Source organism: Bacillus sp. FSL R5-0709, from assembly GCF_038004785.1.
GTDB lineage: Bacteria > Bacillota > Bacilli > Bacillales > Bacillaceae_G > Bacillus_A > Bacillus_A mycoides.
In genome coordinates, this window is the sequence record NZ_JBBORT010000001.1 from 4,652,366 (window position 1) to 4,668,526 (window position 16,161).

Consider the following 16,161-nt stretch of genomic DNA (forward strand, 5'->3'; position numbering starts at 1 on the left):
GAATAGCGTTTTTTTGATTACATGGATACAAATTTATCTTAGCTTGATAGTGATGTTTTTTCCATACACATCAAGTTAACACAACGTCACTTATTAACCGTCAATAGACATGGAAACCTAGCAAAGCCCTTCAATTATTGTAGTAAAACAGTCATTTTTAAATCTTCAGAACCTCCATTTTTTAAAGTATCATTTTGACCACTAAGATACGTAGGTTTAATTGTTAAGGATTTTGGAGGATTATCCATTGGTGGAAGAGCTAAAACAATATGGTGTCCGTATAGTCCCGTGCTACCAACTTGCAAGCTGACTCCTTCGTAGATTTTTCCTTTATCATCAGTGACAGTATAATCAAGTGCTGGCCAACTATCATTAGCTTCCATTTCTTTTGGATAATCAAAGGTCAAATCAATCCTCGTTGAAAGTGAAGAAAAAGTTACTTGATCTACTGTTAATGCATACAGATTATCTTTCGTTAATGTTTTTATATTAGGAGTAAATTTACGAATCTCACCTTCAACTTTTGTAAGAGGAAATGCTACATTCCATGTTCCTGCTTTTCCAAATAAATCTTCTCCATGGACGGAAACATCAATTTTATCACCAAATTCACCGTAATTAGCCAGAGTGAATTCATGCTGCTCAATAATGGTGTTTCGTCCTTTTGACTTCTGTGAAGTAGAACTAATTGCAGCTCTGACCTCTTTCCCATTAATGGTTACATAACTAAATCCAGCTTTCTCTTCATTGCTATTGGAAATAGTATTTTCTCCTTTGTATTCCACCGTGATCACTAAACGTCCGCCATCGTAAACAGCTTCTTTCACATTCATCGTTAAACCACTATGGTTATCTTGTCTTTCAATTGATGTAGCAAGCTCATCCTTTTCAATTTTATCAGAAGCAATATCATTAAATTGTGCATAAATGGGGCCTATAACTGGAACACTCGATAAAGTCTTTGCCATAGCAGGAGAAATGAATCCAAAACCTAAGAGAGAAACACATATTCCACAAGCAACAAGACTAGAATACTTGATTGTTTTTTTTCTACGGTATTGATTTTTCTTAGCTTGAAGCATGGCTGTTTTTTCTCTTTGAATTAACCGGTCTTCTGGTATAGGAATATCATTGATATGGTGATTAAATTCTTCTTTATTCATAACTATATCCCTCCTTTAAAATGGGGCGTAAGGCTTGCTTTGCTCGATGTAATTGAGATTTTACCGTTCCTTCTGGAGAGTTAAGAACCTCAGCAATTTCCTTAATAGATAAATCGTGATAATACCTTAATAAAATAATAGTTTTGTAAGTAGGATCTAAGAAATTAAATGCCTCGGTTAAATCCAATGATTGTTCTAATTTATTCATGCTTTCTTCTGTACATAAATTAGCAAATATTTCATCATTCGCAACAAATTGTCTAGAGGATTTTCTTACAAAATCAATGGATTTAAAAACAAGAATTTTGGTAATCCAACTTTGAAATTTCTCCGGCTTTTTTAATTTTCTCAGTGAAAGATATGCTTCATAAATTGTTTCTTGGTATATATCCAGTGCATCTTGTTCATTTCTTACATAAGAATAGGCTGTTCGATATAATTTCGGGCGAACAAAAGTAATAAGTTGTTCAAATGCTTGATCATTTCCTCTTGTTGCTTGTTTTACTAGATAGGCTATGTCCATTTTTATTTCTTCCTCTCTTTACTAATATAGTCGAATGAGAGAATAAAAAGGTTGCAAAAATAAGTGCATATACATAAATCTCCTACAACTTATTGCAATGATTAATATCCAGCATTAAAGAAAAGACACCAGAAATCCAGATAGAAATAAGAGCCAAATATATAGCTTGTTCATACCAAATTTAAAGTAAAAAAGATCTCCCAAAACGGAAAAACGAGCTGAATTCTCATAAATAACTGTAAAAAAGGTAAAATTCTCGTTATGGGGGTGTCTTAAAATCTTAGCTTGATGGGCATGTGATGTTAGCTCTATTTTAAGCAAATATCTATAAATACTTTTTGATGTTTCTATAATAAGCTTTTCATACTCCATCGCTCTCTCTTTTCTATTAGTTAGACGATTCAAATAGAAAAAAGTATACAAGAAATCCATAAAAAAAAAGCAGACTATTCAAAGTCCACTTTTATACAACAAAAAAGAGATAGCAGATTATGCTATCTCTTTTAGTATGACCCGTACGGGATTCGAACCCGTGTTACCGCCGTGAAAGGGCGGTGTCTTAACCACTTGACCAACGGGCCAAAATCTGGCAGAGAAGAAGGGATTCGAACCCTCGCACCGCGTTCGCGATCTACTCCCTTAGCAGGGGAGCCCCTTGAGCCACTTGGGTACTTCTCTATAATATGGCTCCGCAGGTAGGACTCGAACCTACGACCGATCGGTTAACAGCCGATAGCTCTACCACTGAGCTACTGCGGAATAATTATGGTGGGCCTAAATGGACTCGAACCATCGACCTCACGCTTATCAGGCGTGCGCTCTAACCAGCTGAGCTATAGGCCCATAAAAAGCGGGTGAAGAGAATCGAACTCTCGACCAGAGCTTGGAAGGCTCTTGTTTTACCACTAAACTACACCCGCATTAAATTAAAAATGGTGAGCCATGAAGGATTCGAACCTTCGACCCTCTGATTAAAAGTCAGATGCTCTACCAACTGAGCTAATGGCTCATTTTGAAAGTGGTGCCGGCTAGAGGACTTGAACCCCCAACCTACTGATTACAAGTCAGTTGCTCTACCAATTGAGCTAAGCCGGCTTGCGATTTCAAAATGGTGGCTCGGGACGGAATCGAACCGCCGACACGAGGATTTTCAGTCCTCTGCTCTACCGACTGAGCTACCGAGCCTTTATGTAAAAAAAATGGCGGTCCCGACCGGGGTCGAACCGGCGATCTCCTGCGTGACAGGCAGGCATGTTAACCACTACACCACGGGACCATTTGGTTGCGGGGACAGGATTTGAACCTGCGACCTTCGGGTTATGAGCCCGACGAGCTACCGTACTGCTCCACCCCGCGATGATATAATATTTAATTTAGAAAAAATGGAGGAGGTAGAGGGATTCGAACCCCCGCGCGACTCTCGCCGCCTGTCGGTTTTCAAGACCGATCCCTTCAGCCGAACTTGGGTATACCTCCGAGATATGAACTTTGAGTGGTGGACCTTGTAGGACTCGAACCTACGACCGGACGGTTATGAGCCGTCTGCTCTAACCAGCTGAGCTAAAGGTCCTTTATGGTAGCGGCGGAGGGGATCGAACCCCCGACCTCACGGGTATGAACCGTACGCTCTAGCCAGCTGAGCTACACCGCCATAAGTTATATTCAAATAAGTGGAGCCTAGCGGGATCGAACCGCTGACCTCCTGCGTGCAAGGCAGGCGCTCTCCCAGCTGAGCTAAGGCCCCATATTTTGAAAATATCGGGAAGACAGGATTTGAACCTGCGACCCCCTGGTCCCAAACCAGGTGCTCTACCAAGCTGAGCCACTTCCCGTTAATAAAAAACGCGCCCGAGAGGAGTCGAACCCCTAACCTCTTGATCCGTAGTCAAACGCTCTATCCAATTGAGCTACGGGCGCATATGGTGCCGAGGGCGGGGGTCGAACCCGCACGGTGGTCACCCACCGCAGGATTTTAAGTCCTGTGCGTCTGCCTGTTCCGCCACCCCGGCATGTCATACTGAAAATTGGAGCGGAAGACGGGATTCGAACCCGCGACCCCAACCTTGGCAAGGTTGTATTCTACCACTGAACTACTTCCGCAAGACATGTTTGAGTTATTTTATTAAAAGTGCGGGTGAAGGGAGTCGAACCCCCACGCCAAAGGCGCTAGATCCTAAGTCTAGTGCGTCTGCCAATTCCGCCACACCCGCATATTATAATTTAAAAAGAAAAAATGGGGCGACTGATGGGAATTGAACCCACGAGTGCCGGAGCCACAATCCGGTGCGTTAACCACTTCGCCACAACCGCCATGATTTTCTGGTGCCGACTAGAGGACTTGAACCCCCAACCTACTGATTACAAGTCAGTTGCTCTACCAATTGAGCTAAGTCGGCTAAATGGTGGAGGATGACGGGATCGAACCGCCGACCCCCTGCTTGTAAGGCAGGTGCTCTCCCAGCTGAGCTAATCCTCCGAATTGCCTGGCAACGTCCTACTCTCACAGGGACAAGGTCCCAACTACCATCGGCGCTAGAGAGCTTAACTTCCGTGTTCGGTATGGGAACGGGTGTGACCTCTCTGCCATCATTACCAGACTGTATTCATTTAAGACAAGAATTATCATAACTTATTCGACATTTAAAGTCAACAAGTTTTTTATATTCTTTCAAAACTAGATAACATTGCTTCATATTATATGGTTAAGTCCTCGATCTATTAGTATTCGTCAGCTCCACATGTCACCATGCTTCCACCTCGAACCTATCAACCTGATCATCTTTCAGGGATCTTACTAGCTTACGCTATGGGAAATCTCATCTTGAGGGGGGCTTCATGCTTAGATGCTTTCAGCACTTATCCCTTCCGCACATAGCTACCCAGCTATGCCCTTGGCAGAACAACTGGTACACCAGCGGTGCGTCCATCCCGGTCCTCTCGTACTAAGGACAGCTCCTCTCAAATTTCCTGCGCCCACGACGGATAGGGACCGAACTGTCTCACGACGTTCTGAACCCAGCTCGCGTACCGCTTTAATGGGCGAACAGCCCAACCCTTGGGACCGACTACAGCCCCAGGATGCGATGAGCCGACATCGAGGTGCCAAACCTCCCCGTCGATGTGGACTCTTGGGGGAGATAAGCCTGTTATCCCCGGGGTAGCTTTTATCCGTTGAGCGATGGCCCTTCCATGCGGAACCACCGGATCACTAAGCCCGACTTTCGTCCCTGCTCGACTTGTAGGTCTCGCAGTCAAGCTCCCTTATGCCTTTGCACTCTACGAATGATTTCCAACCATTCTGAGGGAACCTTTGGGCGCCTCCGTTACACTTTAGGAGGCGACCGCCCCAGTCAAACTGCCCACCTGACACTGTCTCCCGGGTCGATAAGACCCGTAGGTTAGAATTTCAATACAGTCAGGGCGGTATCCCACCAGCGCCTCCACCGAAGCTAGCGCTCCGGTTTCAATGGCTCCCGCCTATCCTGTACAAACTGTACCAAAATTCAATATCAGGCTACAGTAAAGCTCCACGGGGTCTTTCCGTCCTGTCGCGGGTAACCTGCATCTTCACAGGTACTATAATTTCACCGAGTCTCTGGTTGAGACAGTGCCCAAATCGTTACACCTTTCGTGCGGGTCGGAACTTACCCGACAAGGAATTTCGCTACCTTAGGACCGTTATAGTTACGGCCGCCGTTTACTGGGGCTTCAGTTCAGAGCTTCGCTTACGCTAACCCCTCTCCTTAACCTTCCAGCACCGGGCAGGTGTCAGCCCCTATACTTCGCCTTACGGCTTCGCAGAGACCTGTGTTTTTGCTAAACAGTCGCTTGGGCCTATTCACTGCGGCTTTCCGTTAAGAAAGCACCCCTTCTCCCGAAGTTACGGGGTCATTTTGCCGAGTTCCTTAACCAGAGTTCTCTCGCACACCTTAGGATTCTCTCCTCGCCTACCTGTGTCGGTTTGCGGTACAGGCACCTTTTATCTCGCTAGAAGCTTTTCTTGGCAGCGGGGAATCAAAGACTTCGCTCCATAAGGAGCTTCCCCATCACAGCTCAGCCTTCACGATAAGCGGATTTGCCTACTTATCAGCCTAACTGCTTGGACGTGCACAACCAATCGCACGCTTCTTCTATCCTTCTGCGTCCCTCCATTGCTCAAACGATAAAGAGGTGGTACAGGAATATCAACCTGTTGTCCATCGCCTACGCCTGTCGGCCTCGGCTTAGGTCCTGACTAACCCTGAGCGGACGAGCCTTCCTCAGGAAACCTTAGGCATTCGGTGGACGGGATTCTCACCCGTCTTTCGCTACTCATACCGGCATTCTCACTTCTAAGCGCTCCACCAGTCCTTCCGGTCTGACTTCACTGCACTTAGAACGCTCCCCTACCACTGATACCATTGGTATCAATTCGCAGCTTCGGTGGTGTATTTAGCCCCGGTACATTTTCGGCGCAGAGTCACTCGACTAGTGAGCTATTACGCACTCTTTAAATGGTGGCTGCTTCTGAGCCAACATCCTAGTTGTCTAAGCAACTCCACATCCTTTTCCACTTAATACACACTTTGGGACCTTAGCTGGCGATCTGGGCTGTTTCCCTCTTGACTACGGATCTTATCACTCGCAGTCTGACTCCTAAGGATAAGTCATTGGCATTCGGAGTTTGACTGAATTCGGTAATCCGATGAGGACCCCTAGTTCAATCAGTGCTCTACCTCCAAGACTCTTACACTTAAGGCTAGCCCTAAAGCTATTTCGGGGAGAACCAGCTATCTCCAGGTTCGATTGGAATTTCTCCGCTACCCACACCTCATCCCCGCACTTTTCAACGTGCGTGGGTTCGGGCCTCCATTCAGTGTTACCTGAACTTCACCCTGGACATGGGTAGATCACCTGGTTTCGGGTCTACGACCACGTACTAAACGCCCTATTCAGACTCGCTTTCGCTGCGGCTCCGCCTCTTCAGCTTAACCTTGCACGGGATCGTAACTCGCCGGTTCATTCTACAAAAGGCACGCCATCACCCATTAACGGGCTCTGACTATTTGTAGGCACACGGTTTCAGGATCTCTTTCACTCCCCTTCCGGGGTGCTTTTCACCTTTCCCTCACGGTACTGGTTCACTATCGATCACTAGGGAGTATTTAGCCTTGGGAGATGGTCCTCCCAGATTCCGACGGAATTTCACGTGTTCCGCCGTACTCAGGATACATTCAAGAGAGAACGAAGTTTCGACTACGGGGTTATTACCCTCTGTGACGGACCTTTCCAGGTCGCTTCGTCTACCTCGTTCCTTTGTAACTCCGTATAGAATGTCCTACAACCCCAAGAGGCAAGCCTCTTGGTTTGGGCTAGATTCCGTTTCGCTCGCCGCTACTCAGGAAATCGCATTTGCTTTCTCTTCCTCCAGGTACTTAGATGTTTCAGTTCCCTGGGTCTGTCTTCCATACCCTATGTATTCAGGTAAGGATACCATACCATTACGTATAGTGGGTTTCCCCATTCGGAAATCTTCGGATCAAAGCTTACTTACAGCTCCCCGAAGCATATCGGCGTTAGTCCCGTCCTTCATCGACTCCTAGTGTCAAGGCATCCACCGTGCGCCCTTTCTAACTTAACCAAACTAAAATTAAAAAAATATGAGCTACACTGTTATCTAGTTTTCAAAGAACATACATTTAAACTTGAGAGATAGTTCTCTCAAAACTGAACGAAACAAAACAAGTCAACGTTTATTGATGAACTGCGTTCATCAATTCTCCATAGAAAGGAGGTGATCCAGCCGCACCTTCCGATACGGCTACCTTGTTACGACTTCACCCCAATCATCTGTCCCACCTTAGGCGGCTGGCTCCATAAAGGTTACCCCACCGACTTCGGGTGTTACAAACTCTCGTGGTGTGACGGGCGGTGTGTACAAGGCCCGGGAACGTATTCACCGCGGCATGCTGATCCGCGATTACTAGCGATTCCAGCTTCATGTAGGCGAGTTGCAGCCTACAATCCGAACTGAGAACGGTTTTATGAGATTAGCTCCACCTCGCGGTCTTGCAGCTCTTTGTACCGTCCATTGTAGCACGTGTGTAGCCCAGGTCATAAGGGGCATGATGATTTGACGTCATCCCCACCTTCCTCCGGTTTGTCACCGGCAGTCACCTTAGAGTGCCCAACTTAATGATGGCAACTAAGATCAAGGGTTGCGCTCGTTGCGGGACTTAACCCAACATCTCACGACACGAGCTGACGACAACCATGCACCACCTGTCACTCTGCTCCCGAAGGAGAAGCTCTATCTCTAGAGTTTTCAGAGGATGTCAAGACCTGGTAAGGTTCTTCGCGTTGCTTCGAATTAAACCACATGCTCCACCGCTTGTGCGGGCCCCCGTCAATTCCTTTGAGTTTCAGCCTTGCGGCCGTACTCCCCAGGCGGAGTGCTTAATGCGTTAACTTCAGCACTAAAGGGCGGAAACCCTCTAACACTTAGCACTCATCGTTTACGGCGTGGACTACCAGGGTATCTAATCCTGTTTGCTCCCCACGCTTTCGCGCCTCAGTGTCAGTTACAGACCAGAAAGTCGCCTTCGCCACTGGTGTTCCTCCATATCTCTACGCATTTCACCGCTACACATGGAATTCCACTTTCCTCTTCTGCACTCAAGTCTCCCAGTTTCCAATGACCCTCCACGGTTGAGCCGTGGGCTTTCACATCAGACTTAAGAAACCACCTGCGCGCGCTTTACGCCCAATAATTCCGGATAACGCTTGCCACCTACGTATTACCGCGGCTGCTGGCACGTAGTTAGCCGTGGCTTTCTGGTTAGGTACCGTCAAGGTGCCAGCTTATTCAACTAGCACTTGTTCTTCCCTAACAACAGAGTTTTACGACCCGAAAGCCTTCATCACTCACGCGGCGTTGCTCCGTCAGACTTTCGTCCATTGCGGAAGATTCCCTACTGCTGCCTCCCGTAGGAGTCTGGGCCGTGTCTCAGTCCCAGTGTGGCCGATCACCCTCTCAGGTCGGCTACGCATCGTCGCCTTGGTGAGCCGTTACCTCACCAACTAGCTAATGCGACGCGGGTCCATCCATAAGTGACAGCCGAAGCCGCCTTTCAATTTCGAACTATGCAGTTCAAAATATTATCCGGTATTAGCCCCGGTTTCCCGGAGTTATCCCAGTCTTATGGGTAGGTTACCCACGTGTTACTCACCCGTCCGCCGCTAACTTCATAAGAGCAAGCTCTTAATCCATTCGCTCGACTTGCATGTATTAGGCACGCCGCCAGCGTTCATCCTGAGCCAGGATCAAACTCTCCAATAAAGTTAGTTTGTCTAGCATCTAAAAATAAAAATTGACGTTCACGTTGTTTGTTTCGTTCAGTTTTCAAAGAACTTATCTGCCGCTTCAGAAGCGACTTCATCATATTAACATCTTCATTTTTCGATGTCAACTATGTTTTTCAATTTCTTTTTTGTCGTTTTCTGCGTTTCTGCATCAGCGACGTTTATTAATATATCATGTGAAAAAATGAAATGCAACACCTTTTGAAAACTTTTTTGAAACCAACTACATTTCTTTTTTAATATCATATACTTAAACGAAACATCTCTTTCATTTCTAAGTAATTCCTACATATATTCTATAGAAAGTCACTCTGTCAAAAAACGTTTCTTTCTATATAAAGTGAAACTTTAATCAGTGGGGGGTATTCATCCCCCACTGATTATTAGCCTTCACCAATCGGGCATTTACGGGCAGTCGTCCCCCACCTAACTTTCTCGCATTCGGCGAATTTTGAGGCGGGGCTTACTGCCCGCAAATAGTGGGATAAACGTTTTATTCATATACCATATCATACAAGGAGGAATATACATGGACTACACCGACTTATTAATAAAACTAGGTCTCTCGGCTATTTTAGGATTCGCTATCGGTTTAGAGCGCGAATTAAAACGTAAACCACTCGGCTTAAAAACGTGTTTAGTTATTTCTATTATTAGTTGCCTCCTAACCATTGTTTCTATTAAAGCAGCTTACAACTTACCACATACCGATCATATGAATATGGATCCACTTCGACTTGCCGCTCAAATTGTATCAGGAATTGGTTTTTTAGGTGCCGGTGTAATTTTACGCAGAGGAAACGATAGTATTGCGGGGTTAACGACCGCCGCTATGATTTGGGGTGCTTCTGGCATCGGCATTGCCGTTGGAGCTGGTTTCTATATCGAGGCTATTTTCGGAATGTGTTTCCTTATGATTAGTGTAGAACTTATACCATTAGCGATGAAATACGTCGGTCCTAGATCATTTCGCCAACGTGATATCGCAGTGAAACTCGTTGTACGAAATATGGACAATATCCCGACCGTAATTGAAGAAATAAAAGAAATGGATATAAAAGTTAAGAACATGAAGCTCAAAACATTGGAAAATGGTTCGCACTATTTACATTTAAAATTGTCTATCGATCAAAAAAGACATACTGCTGATGTTTATTATGCTCTTCAGCATCTTGAAAGTGTTCAACAAACTGAAGTTGAAAGTATGTATTAATTATGAAATGAACTCTCTTTTTAATTAGAGAGTTTTTCTTTTTTCTATAATGGTAACAATGAATGTAGTCCTGAAAAGTAAGGAGGAATAGGAACTTGAAATCCCGTCCGAATTTAGTAGATACATTTCGTGATTCCATTATATTTCGTTTAATTTGTTTTATTATTGTACTTACTACCTTCTCCGGCTTTCTTATACATATATTAGAGCCATCTCACTTCACCACATGGTTCGACGGGGTTTGGTGGTCAATCGTTACCATTTTCACCGTTGGATACGGCGATTTCGCCCCCCATACAACGATAGGAAAACTTATTGGTATATGTATTATTTTATTAGGAACGGGATTTTGTTCTTATTATATGGTTCTATTCGCTACCGACATGATTAATAAACAATATATGAGAATTAAGGGTGAAGCAGCTGCTACCTCTAATGGTCATATGATTATCGTTGGCTGGAATGAGCGTGCAAAACATGTTGTAAAACAAATGCACATATTACAACCGAACCTTGATATCGTTTTAATTGATGAAACACTTTCTTTACTTCCAAAGCCATTTCATCATTTAGAATTTATAAAAGGTTGTCCGCATCACGATCAAACTTTATTAAAAGCTAACATTACAACAGCTCACACTATATTAATAACAGCGGATAAAGAGAAGAACGAAAGCTTAGCAGATACACAGTCCATTTTAAATATTTTAACTGCAAAAGGACTTAATCCAAACATTCACTGCATCGCTGAACTTCTTACTTCTGAACAAATCCAAAATGCAACGAGAGCTGGCGTATCAGAAATTATAGAAGGAAATAAATTAACGAGCTATGTATTTACCGCTTCTCTTTTATTCCCTTCCATTTCAGGTGTACTATTCTCACTTTACGATGAAATCTCTGATAACAAATTACAACTGATGGAGATTCCCCCGTCCTGCACCGGACAATCCTTTGCAAATTGTAGCTATACTCTTTTAAAGCAAAACATTCTCTTACTAGGTGTAAAGCGCGACGAACAATATATGATCAATCCAGTTCATTCTTTCATTCTCATCGAAAGCGACATACTCATCGTTATTCACCATTAAAAAAATGATTTTCTAGTTCTTGTACCAATACTTTACCAATATTGACATACTTTCTTTTCACATCTCCATCTGGATCTTGCGGCTCCGCAAATTGATCCAATCCACTCGTTCCAGCTGTTAAAGCATTAACATTATCATCTAGTTCGTCTTGATATACGTGCGAAAGAATATACGGTGTTTCAAGACGGACTATTACACCAGGCACATCTAGTTCCCCATCCACCGCTGTAAATGGTACGCGTAAAAATTGATACCCTTCTTCTTCGTCGATTTTATAATCAAAGCATCCTTTATCATAATCCCAATTACCGCCAATACTATATCCAAGTGGTTTCATAACCTCTTCTAACTTATATAACGCATATGTACATCCTTCTAATTTTGATTGAATCGGAATCAAGCCCATCCCTCCTAGACTTTTCCTTTAGCATACCCATTCTAGTTTGAATATACCGATGTACCTTTCAATAAAATAATAAAAAGCGACCGGAGACCCGATCGCTTTTCATTATTTTAAACGCTCTTCTAATTCTGCTTTTAATTCTTCAAATCCTGGTTTACCAAGTAAAGCAAACATGTTTTTCTTGTATGCTTCTACTCCTGGTTGGTCAAATGGATTTACGCCTAATAGGTAGCCGCTCATCGCACATGCTTTTTCGAAGAAGTATACAAGGTAACCGAATGTGTACTCATTTAATTCAGGGATGTTTACGATTAAGTTTGGTACTCCGCCATCGCTATGTGCAAGTAATGTACCTTCGTATGCTTTTGTGTTTACGAAGTCTATCGTTTCACCAGCAAGGTAGTTTAATCCATCTAAATCGTTGTCGTCTAATTCGATTTTTAGTTCGTGTGTAGATTTACCTACTTTAAGAACTGTTTCGAATAGGTCACGACGACCTTCTTGAATGTATTGACCTAATGAGTGTAAGTCAGTTGAGAAGTTTGCTGAAGATGGGAAAATACCTTTTTGATCTTTTCCTTCACTTTCACCAAATAACTGTTTCCACCACTCAGAGAAGTAGTGAAGTGCTGGCTCATAGTTAACAAGCATTTCAATTGTTTTCCCTTTATTATATAGAGCATTACGAACTACTGCGTATTGGTAAGCTGGGTTTTCTTCAAGTTCTGATTTCGCGAAATCATTATGGCCAGCAGCTGCACCTTTCATCATCTCTTCAATGTTTAGGCCACTTACAGCGATTGGCAATAAACCTACTGGTGTTAATACAGAGAAACGACCGCCAACATCATCTGGAATAACGAACGTTTCGTAGCCTTCATTATCAGATAATGTTTTTAAAGCACCGCGCGCTTTATCTGTAGTCGCATAAATACGTTTGCGTGCTTCTTCTTTTCCATACTTTTCTTCTAATAATTTACGGAAAATACGGAATGCGATTGCAGGCTCTGTTGTTGTACCTGATTTGGAAATAACGTTAATAGAAAAGTCTTTACCTTCTAGTACGTCCATTAAATCTTTCATGTAAGTGGAGCTAATGTTTTGTCCAACAAATAGCACTTGTGGAGTTTTACGTTGTTCTTTAGAAAGCGTGTTATAGAAAGAATGGTTTAACATTTCAATTGCTGCGCGTGCTCCTAGGTAAGAACCACCAATACCTACAACAAGTAAAATGTCAGAGTCATTTTTAATTTTTTCTGCGCATTTTTGAATGCGAGCGAATTCTTCTTTGTCATATTGAAGCGGAAGCTCTACCCACCCAAGGAAATCGTTCCCAGCTCCAGTTTTTTCGTGGATTGCATGATGTGTTACTTTTACTGCATCACGTAAATAAGTTAGTTCATTTTCACCGATGAAGGATAACGCTTTAGAATAGTCGAACGTTACATGTGTACTCATCTTTTTCCCTCCAATTATGTATATGTATTTCTGTATTCACTTTAGCGAAACTAAAGTTGTAAATCAAGCGATTCAACAATTGTAAACGTAACCATTATTTATTTTTTAGAAAAAGTTCATTTTTTGCATAAAAATTCGAATTTTTCGGTATAGATGTATATACATCGTTTTTCGTACATTTTTCATGTATAAAAACAACAAAACTATACCATTCTATAAAGGAGTTAAATTTCCTTATTAACTCCTTGCTTGCTCACGCTTCACATTAAGGGGGGCTTTTCATGAGTACCTTGCAACGTATCGCATTAGTCTTCACTGTAATCGGCGCTGTTAACTGGGGACTAATCGGGTTCTTCCAGTTTGACTTAGTAGCAGCTATTTTCGGGGGACAGAACTCAGCTCTTGCACGTATTATTTACGGCATCGTTGGTATTTCTGGGCTTATCAATCTCGGCTTACTATTTAAACCATCCGAGAATCTTGGTACTCACCCAGAAACACATGAAATTCAATAGTCAGTATGTCTTTTTCGCCTCCGACATACGAATATGATTGCATGCAATCATATTTGCAAATATATATATCATAAGTCACAGTAAAAGAGGAACGCTCATATGCGTTCCTCTTTTACTTTATTACCTCCGACTCTTCAATCCATTCTGCTAGCTTTTCTCGCAGTGTATTAAATCCGTTCTCTGATGGATTCGGTATAAGAATTCGTCCTTGCTTTCTTTTCGCCGCTTTTAACGATAAACTCATTTTTCTGTGTTCTTCATCAATTGAAAGTACTTTTACTTCTACTGTATCTCCGACCTTTAAAAAGTCATGAATGTCTTTTACATACCCATTTGTGATTTCAGATATATGCACAAGTCCTTGTGTTTCTGCATCCAAAGCTACAAATGCACCGTAATCTTGAATTCCAGTTACTTTCCCTGTTACAACCACTCCCGTTGTATATTGTTCTGACATGTGAAACACTCCCATACGTTTACCATTTTCTCTACAATTGTAAATAGCAAAGCAGATGTATTTATTGTTAAATATCCGATTAGTGGTAAGTATCCTAAGTAAAACACCGAGGATACTCCCACCTTATATTAGTAAATTATACCACTTTGATAGAACTCATTCAAAATTCACGAAAAAATTTCCTGTAATACGTATAATTCTCCAATATTAGGATAGAATACTAACACATGGCTTTCTAGTATTCCCCCCCTTTTATGGACAAAACGTATTGTGTTTTGTCCTTTTTTTATTCTCTATGAACCGTTCCATTCTCTTCATTGCTTCCATAAGTTGCTCAAGCGATGTTGCATATGAACAACGAATAAATCCTTCACCACTCCCGCCAAACACATTTCCAGGAACAACAGCCACTTTTTCTTCTAATAATAATTGTTCTGCAAATTCTGCTGAAGATAGTCCGGTTGAAGCTATAGAAGGGAAGACATAAAATGCCCCGCCTGGCACATGACATGTTAAGCCCATTTCATTGAAAGATGTCGTCATAAAGTTACGACGTTTTTTATAGCTATCTCTCATTCGAATTACTTCATCATTTCCCCCACGTAATGCTTCAAGTGCTGCAAATTGAGACATCGTCGGTGCACACATCATTGAATACTGGTGGATTTTGAGCATTAATTCTGAAAATTGAACAGGGGCTGCAATCATCCCAAGACGCCATCCCGTCATGGCAAACCCTTTTGAAAATCCTGAAATTAAAATCGTATGGTCACGCATATTTTTAATACTCGCGAAACTCGTATATGCTTCGTCGTATACGAGCTCTGCATAAATTTCATCCGATAACACGATTAAATTATACTTCTCAACAATAACAGCTAGCTTTTCTAATTCGGATTTATTTAACATTGCGCCTGTTGGGTTATTGGGAGAACAAAGTAATATTGCCTTTGTTTTCGTTGTAATAGCTGCTTCAATTTGATCTGGCTGTACTTTAAATTCATCTTCTAATGAAGTCGCCACTGGAACAGGGACCCCGCCCGCTAACGTAACAAGCGGTGCATACGAAACGAAACTTGGTTCAATAATAAGTATTTCATCATCAGGGTTTACAATAGCACGCATCGCTACATCTAGCGCTTGACTCGCTCCAACTGTAACAATGATTTCATCATTCGGATCATAAGATACTGCAAATTGTTTTTTTAGATACTTTGCTATTTCTTGACGGAGCTCCAATAATCCTGCATTTGCTGTATATGACGTATATCCTTGTTCTAAAGAACGAATACATGCTTGCCTTACATTCCAAGGTGTAACAAAGTCCGGCTCTCCCACTCCAAGTGAAATAACACCTTTCATACTTGCCGCTAAATCAAAAAACTTTCGTATACCGGACGGTTGTAAAGATTCTGCTACTCTAGATAGGTCAAATTGCTTCACGGTGTCACCACAATTCTCTTATCATCATCTGTCTTTTCATAAATAATCCCCTCATGTTTATACTTCTTCAAAATAAAATGAGTTGTCGTTGAAACGACAGATTCAATTGTTGCTAATTTCTCAGAAACAAACATCGCTACTTCTCCCATCGTCTTTCCTTCTAATGTAATAGAAAGGTCATATGTCCCAGACATTAAATAAACGGATTTCACTTCTGAATAGCGATAAATTTGTTCAGCTACTGCATCAAAACCGACACCACGCTTCGGTGTAACTTTCACATCAATCATCGCCGTTAAACCAGTATGTTCTTTCACTTTTGTCCAATCGATATGTGTTACATAGTCCACGATAATCTTTTCACTTTCTAATTTCGCAACCATTTTTTTCACTTCTTCTACTTCTATATTTAACAACTTCGCTAATGTATCTACAGATAAACGACTATTCTTTTCAAGACAAGCTAATAATTCCAATTCTTTCTCTGTCACCATATAAATCATCCTTCCTTTTAGTTTCTGTCTAAATTATACAAATACTCTTTCCAGTTTGAA

10 protein-coding genes, 22 tRNA genes, 3 rRNA genes and 1 pseudogene are annotated in these 16,161 nt (G+C 42.4%); 3 read left to right on the plus strand and 33 right to left on the minus strand.

Annotated elements, in window-relative coordinates:
* Positions 1 to 134 precede the first annotated feature (134 nt).
* The 28 genes and pseudogenes from MKX37_RS23910 to MKX37_RS24045 all read right to left on the minus strand — a co-directional run bounded on the left by MKX37_RS23910 (position 135) and on the right by MKX37_RS24045 (position 9,004).
* Entirely contained in the window at positions 135 to 1,163 is a 1,029-nt protein-coding gene (locus tag MKX37_RS23910) for a DUF4179 domain-containing protein (RefSeq protein ID WP_012261906.1), read from the minus strand.
* Entirely contained in the window at positions 1,156 to 1,686 is a 531-nt protein-coding gene (locus MKX37_RS23915) for a sigma-70 family RNA polymerase sigma factor (protein ID WP_012261907.1), read from the minus strand. The genes MKX37_RS23910 and MKX37_RS23915 overlap by 8 nt, the downstream gene beginning before the upstream one ends.
* A 309-nt stretch (positions 1,687 to 1,995) precedes the next feature.
* Positions 1,996 to 2,058, minus strand: a pseudogene (locus MKX37_RS23920) (RNA polymerase sigma factor); the annotation flags it as partial.
* Positions 2,059 to 2,195: 137 nt separating this feature from the next.
* A tRNA-Glu gene (locus MKX37_RS23925) sits at positions 2,196 to 2,267 on the minus strand.
* 6 nt (positions 2,268 to 2,273) lie between these two features.
* A tRNA-Ser gene (locus MKX37_RS23930) sits at positions 2,274 to 2,364 on the minus strand.
* Between the two features lie 6 nt (positions 2,365 to 2,370).
* Positions 2,371 to 2,445: transfer RNA gene (locus MKX37_RS23935), tRNA-Asn, on the minus strand.
* Positions 2,446 to 2,452: 7 nt separating this feature from the next.
* Positions 2,453 to 2,529 (minus strand) — tRNA-Ile (locus tag MKX37_RS23940).
* A gap of 6 nt (positions 2,530 to 2,535) precedes the next feature.
* Positions 2,536 to 2,606: transfer RNA gene (locus MKX37_RS23945), tRNA-Gly, on the minus strand.
* A 13-nt stretch (positions 2,607 to 2,619) separates the two neighbouring features.
* Positions 2,620 to 2,695 (minus strand) — tRNA-Lys (locus tag MKX37_RS23950).
* Positions 2,696 to 2,705: 10 nt separating this feature from the next.
* Positions 2,706 to 2,781 (minus strand) — tRNA-Thr (locus MKX37_RS23955).
* A gap of 14 nt (positions 2,782 to 2,795) precedes the next feature.
* Positions 2,796 to 2,871, minus strand: a tRNA-Phe gene (locus MKX37_RS23960).
* Positions 2,872 to 2,886: 15 nt separating this feature from the next.
* A tRNA-Asp gene (locus MKX37_RS23965) sits at positions 2,887 to 2,962 on the minus strand.
* 3 nt (positions 2,963 to 2,965) lie between these two features.
* Positions 2,966 to 3,042 (minus strand) — tRNA-Met (locus tag MKX37_RS23970).
* A 27-nt stretch (positions 3,043 to 3,069) separates the two neighbouring features.
* Positions 3,070 to 3,162: transfer RNA gene (locus tag MKX37_RS23975), tRNA-Ser, on the minus strand.
* Between the two features lie 17 nt (positions 3,163 to 3,179).
* Positions 3,180 to 3,256, minus strand: a tRNA-Ile gene (locus MKX37_RS23980).
* Positions 3,257 to 3,260: 4 nt separating this feature from the next.
* A tRNA-Met gene (locus MKX37_RS23985) sits at positions 3,261 to 3,337 on the minus strand.
* Between the two features lie 20 nt (positions 3,338 to 3,357).
* Positions 3,358 to 3,430: transfer RNA gene (locus tag MKX37_RS23990), tRNA-Ala, on the minus strand.
* Between the two features lie 14 nt (positions 3,431 to 3,444).
* Positions 3,445 to 3,518, minus strand: a tRNA-Pro gene (locus tag MKX37_RS23995).
* An 11-nt stretch (positions 3,519 to 3,529) separates the two neighbouring features.
* Positions 3,530 to 3,603, minus strand: a tRNA-Arg gene (locus MKX37_RS24000).
* A gap of 3 nt (positions 3,604 to 3,606) precedes the next feature.
* A tRNA-Leu gene (locus MKX37_RS24005) sits at positions 3,607 to 3,695 on the minus strand.
* A 16-nt stretch (positions 3,696 to 3,711) separates the two neighbouring features.
* Positions 3,712 to 3,786: transfer RNA gene (locus MKX37_RS24010), tRNA-Gly, on the minus strand.
* 29 nt (positions 3,787 to 3,815) lie between these two features.
* A tRNA-Leu gene (locus tag MKX37_RS24015) sits at positions 3,816 to 3,896 on the minus strand.
* Positions 3,897 to 3,920: 24 nt separating this feature from the next.
* Positions 3,921 to 3,996 (minus strand) — tRNA-His (locus MKX37_RS24020).
* A 10-nt stretch (positions 3,997 to 4,006) separates the two neighbouring features.
* A tRNA-Thr gene (locus MKX37_RS24025) sits at positions 4,007 to 4,082 on the minus strand.
* 4 nt (positions 4,083 to 4,086) lie between these two features.
* Positions 4,087 to 4,162 (minus strand) — tRNA-Val (locus MKX37_RS24030).
* Between the two features lie 5 nt (positions 4,163 to 4,167).
* A 5S ribosomal RNA gene (gene rrf, locus MKX37_RS24035) occupies positions 4,168 to 4,283 on the minus strand.
* Between the two features lie 101 nt (positions 4,284 to 4,384).
* Positions 4,385 to 7,306 (minus strand): 23S ribosomal RNA (locus MKX37_RS24040).
* A gap of 146 nt (positions 7,307 to 7,452) precedes the next feature.
* Positions 7,453 to 9,004: ribosomal RNA gene (locus tag MKX37_RS24045) — 16S ribosomal RNA — on the minus strand.
* Together the 16S, 23S and 5S rRNA genes with 22 tRNA genes alongside form the textbook arrangement of a ribosomal RNA operon.
* Before the next feature lie 552 nt (positions 9,005 to 9,556).
* Here MKX37_RS24045 and MKX37_RS24050 point away from each other — a divergent pair.
* Positions 9,557 to 10,240, plus strand: coding sequence for an MgtC/SapB family protein (locus MKX37_RS24050; RefSeq protein WP_002034530.1), 684 nt, complete (start codon positions 9,557 to 9,559; stop codon positions 10,238 to 10,240).
* A 95-nt stretch (positions 10,241 to 10,335) separates the two neighbouring features.
* On the plus strand, positions 10,336 to 11,331 hold the full coding sequence (locus MKX37_RS24055; protein ID WP_002167466.1) for a potassium channel family protein: 996 nt from the start codon (positions 10,336 to 10,338) through the stop codon (positions 11,329 to 11,331).
* Here MKX37_RS24055 and MKX37_RS24060 read toward each other — a convergent pair.
* On the minus strand, positions 11,318 to 11,731 hold the full coding sequence (locus MKX37_RS24060) for a YugN-like family protein (RefSeq protein ID WP_002131278.1): 414 nt from the start codon (positions 11,729 to 11,731) through the stop codon (positions 11,318 to 11,320). The two genes, MKX37_RS24055 and MKX37_RS24060, sit on opposite strands and share 14 nt — an antisense overlap.
* Positions 11,732 to 11,839: 108 nt before the next feature.
* A complete protein-coding gene (locus MKX37_RS24065) occupies positions 11,840 to 13,192 on the minus strand; it encodes a glucose-6-phosphate isomerase (RefSeq protein WP_002015845.1) in 1,353 nt (450 codons plus the stop codon).
* Between the two features lie 281 nt (positions 13,193 to 13,473).
* On the opposite strand from MKX37_RS24065, the gene MKX37_RS24070 reads away from it, so the two are divergent.
* On the plus strand, positions 13,474 to 13,707 hold the full coding sequence (locus MKX37_RS24070) for a DUF378 domain-containing protein (protein ID WP_002034535.1): 234 nt from the start codon (positions 13,474 to 13,476) through the stop codon (positions 13,705 to 13,707).
* Positions 13,708 to 13,819: 112 nt separating this feature from the next.
* On the opposite strand, the gene yugI is transcribed toward MKX37_RS24070, so the two are convergent.
* The 3 genes from yugI to MKX37_RS24085 all read right to left on the minus strand — a co-directional run bounded on the left by yugI (position 13,820) and on the right by MKX37_RS24085 (position 16,101).
* The gene (gene yugI, locus MKX37_RS24075; RefSeq protein ID WP_002015848.1) at positions 13,820 to 14,164 is read right to left on the minus strand and encodes a S1 domain-containing post-transcriptional regulator GSP13; all 345 of its coding nucleotides are present in this window, start codon (positions 14,162 to 14,164) and stop codon (positions 13,820 to 13,822) included.
* A gap of 252 nt (positions 14,165 to 14,416) precedes the next feature.
* Positions 14,417 to 15,607, minus strand: coding sequence for an aminotransferase (locus tag MKX37_RS24080; protein WP_002129685.1), 1,191 nt, complete (start codon positions 15,605 to 15,607; stop codon positions 14,417 to 14,419).
* Entirely contained in the window at positions 15,604 to 16,101 is a 498-nt protein-coding gene (locus MKX37_RS24085; RefSeq protein ID WP_002129688.1) for an Lrp/AsnC family transcriptional regulator, read from the minus strand. Before MKX37_RS24085 ends, MKX37_RS24080 begins: the two co-directional genes overlap by 4 nt.
* Between the last annotated feature and the right edge of the window lie 60 nt (positions 16,102 to 16,161).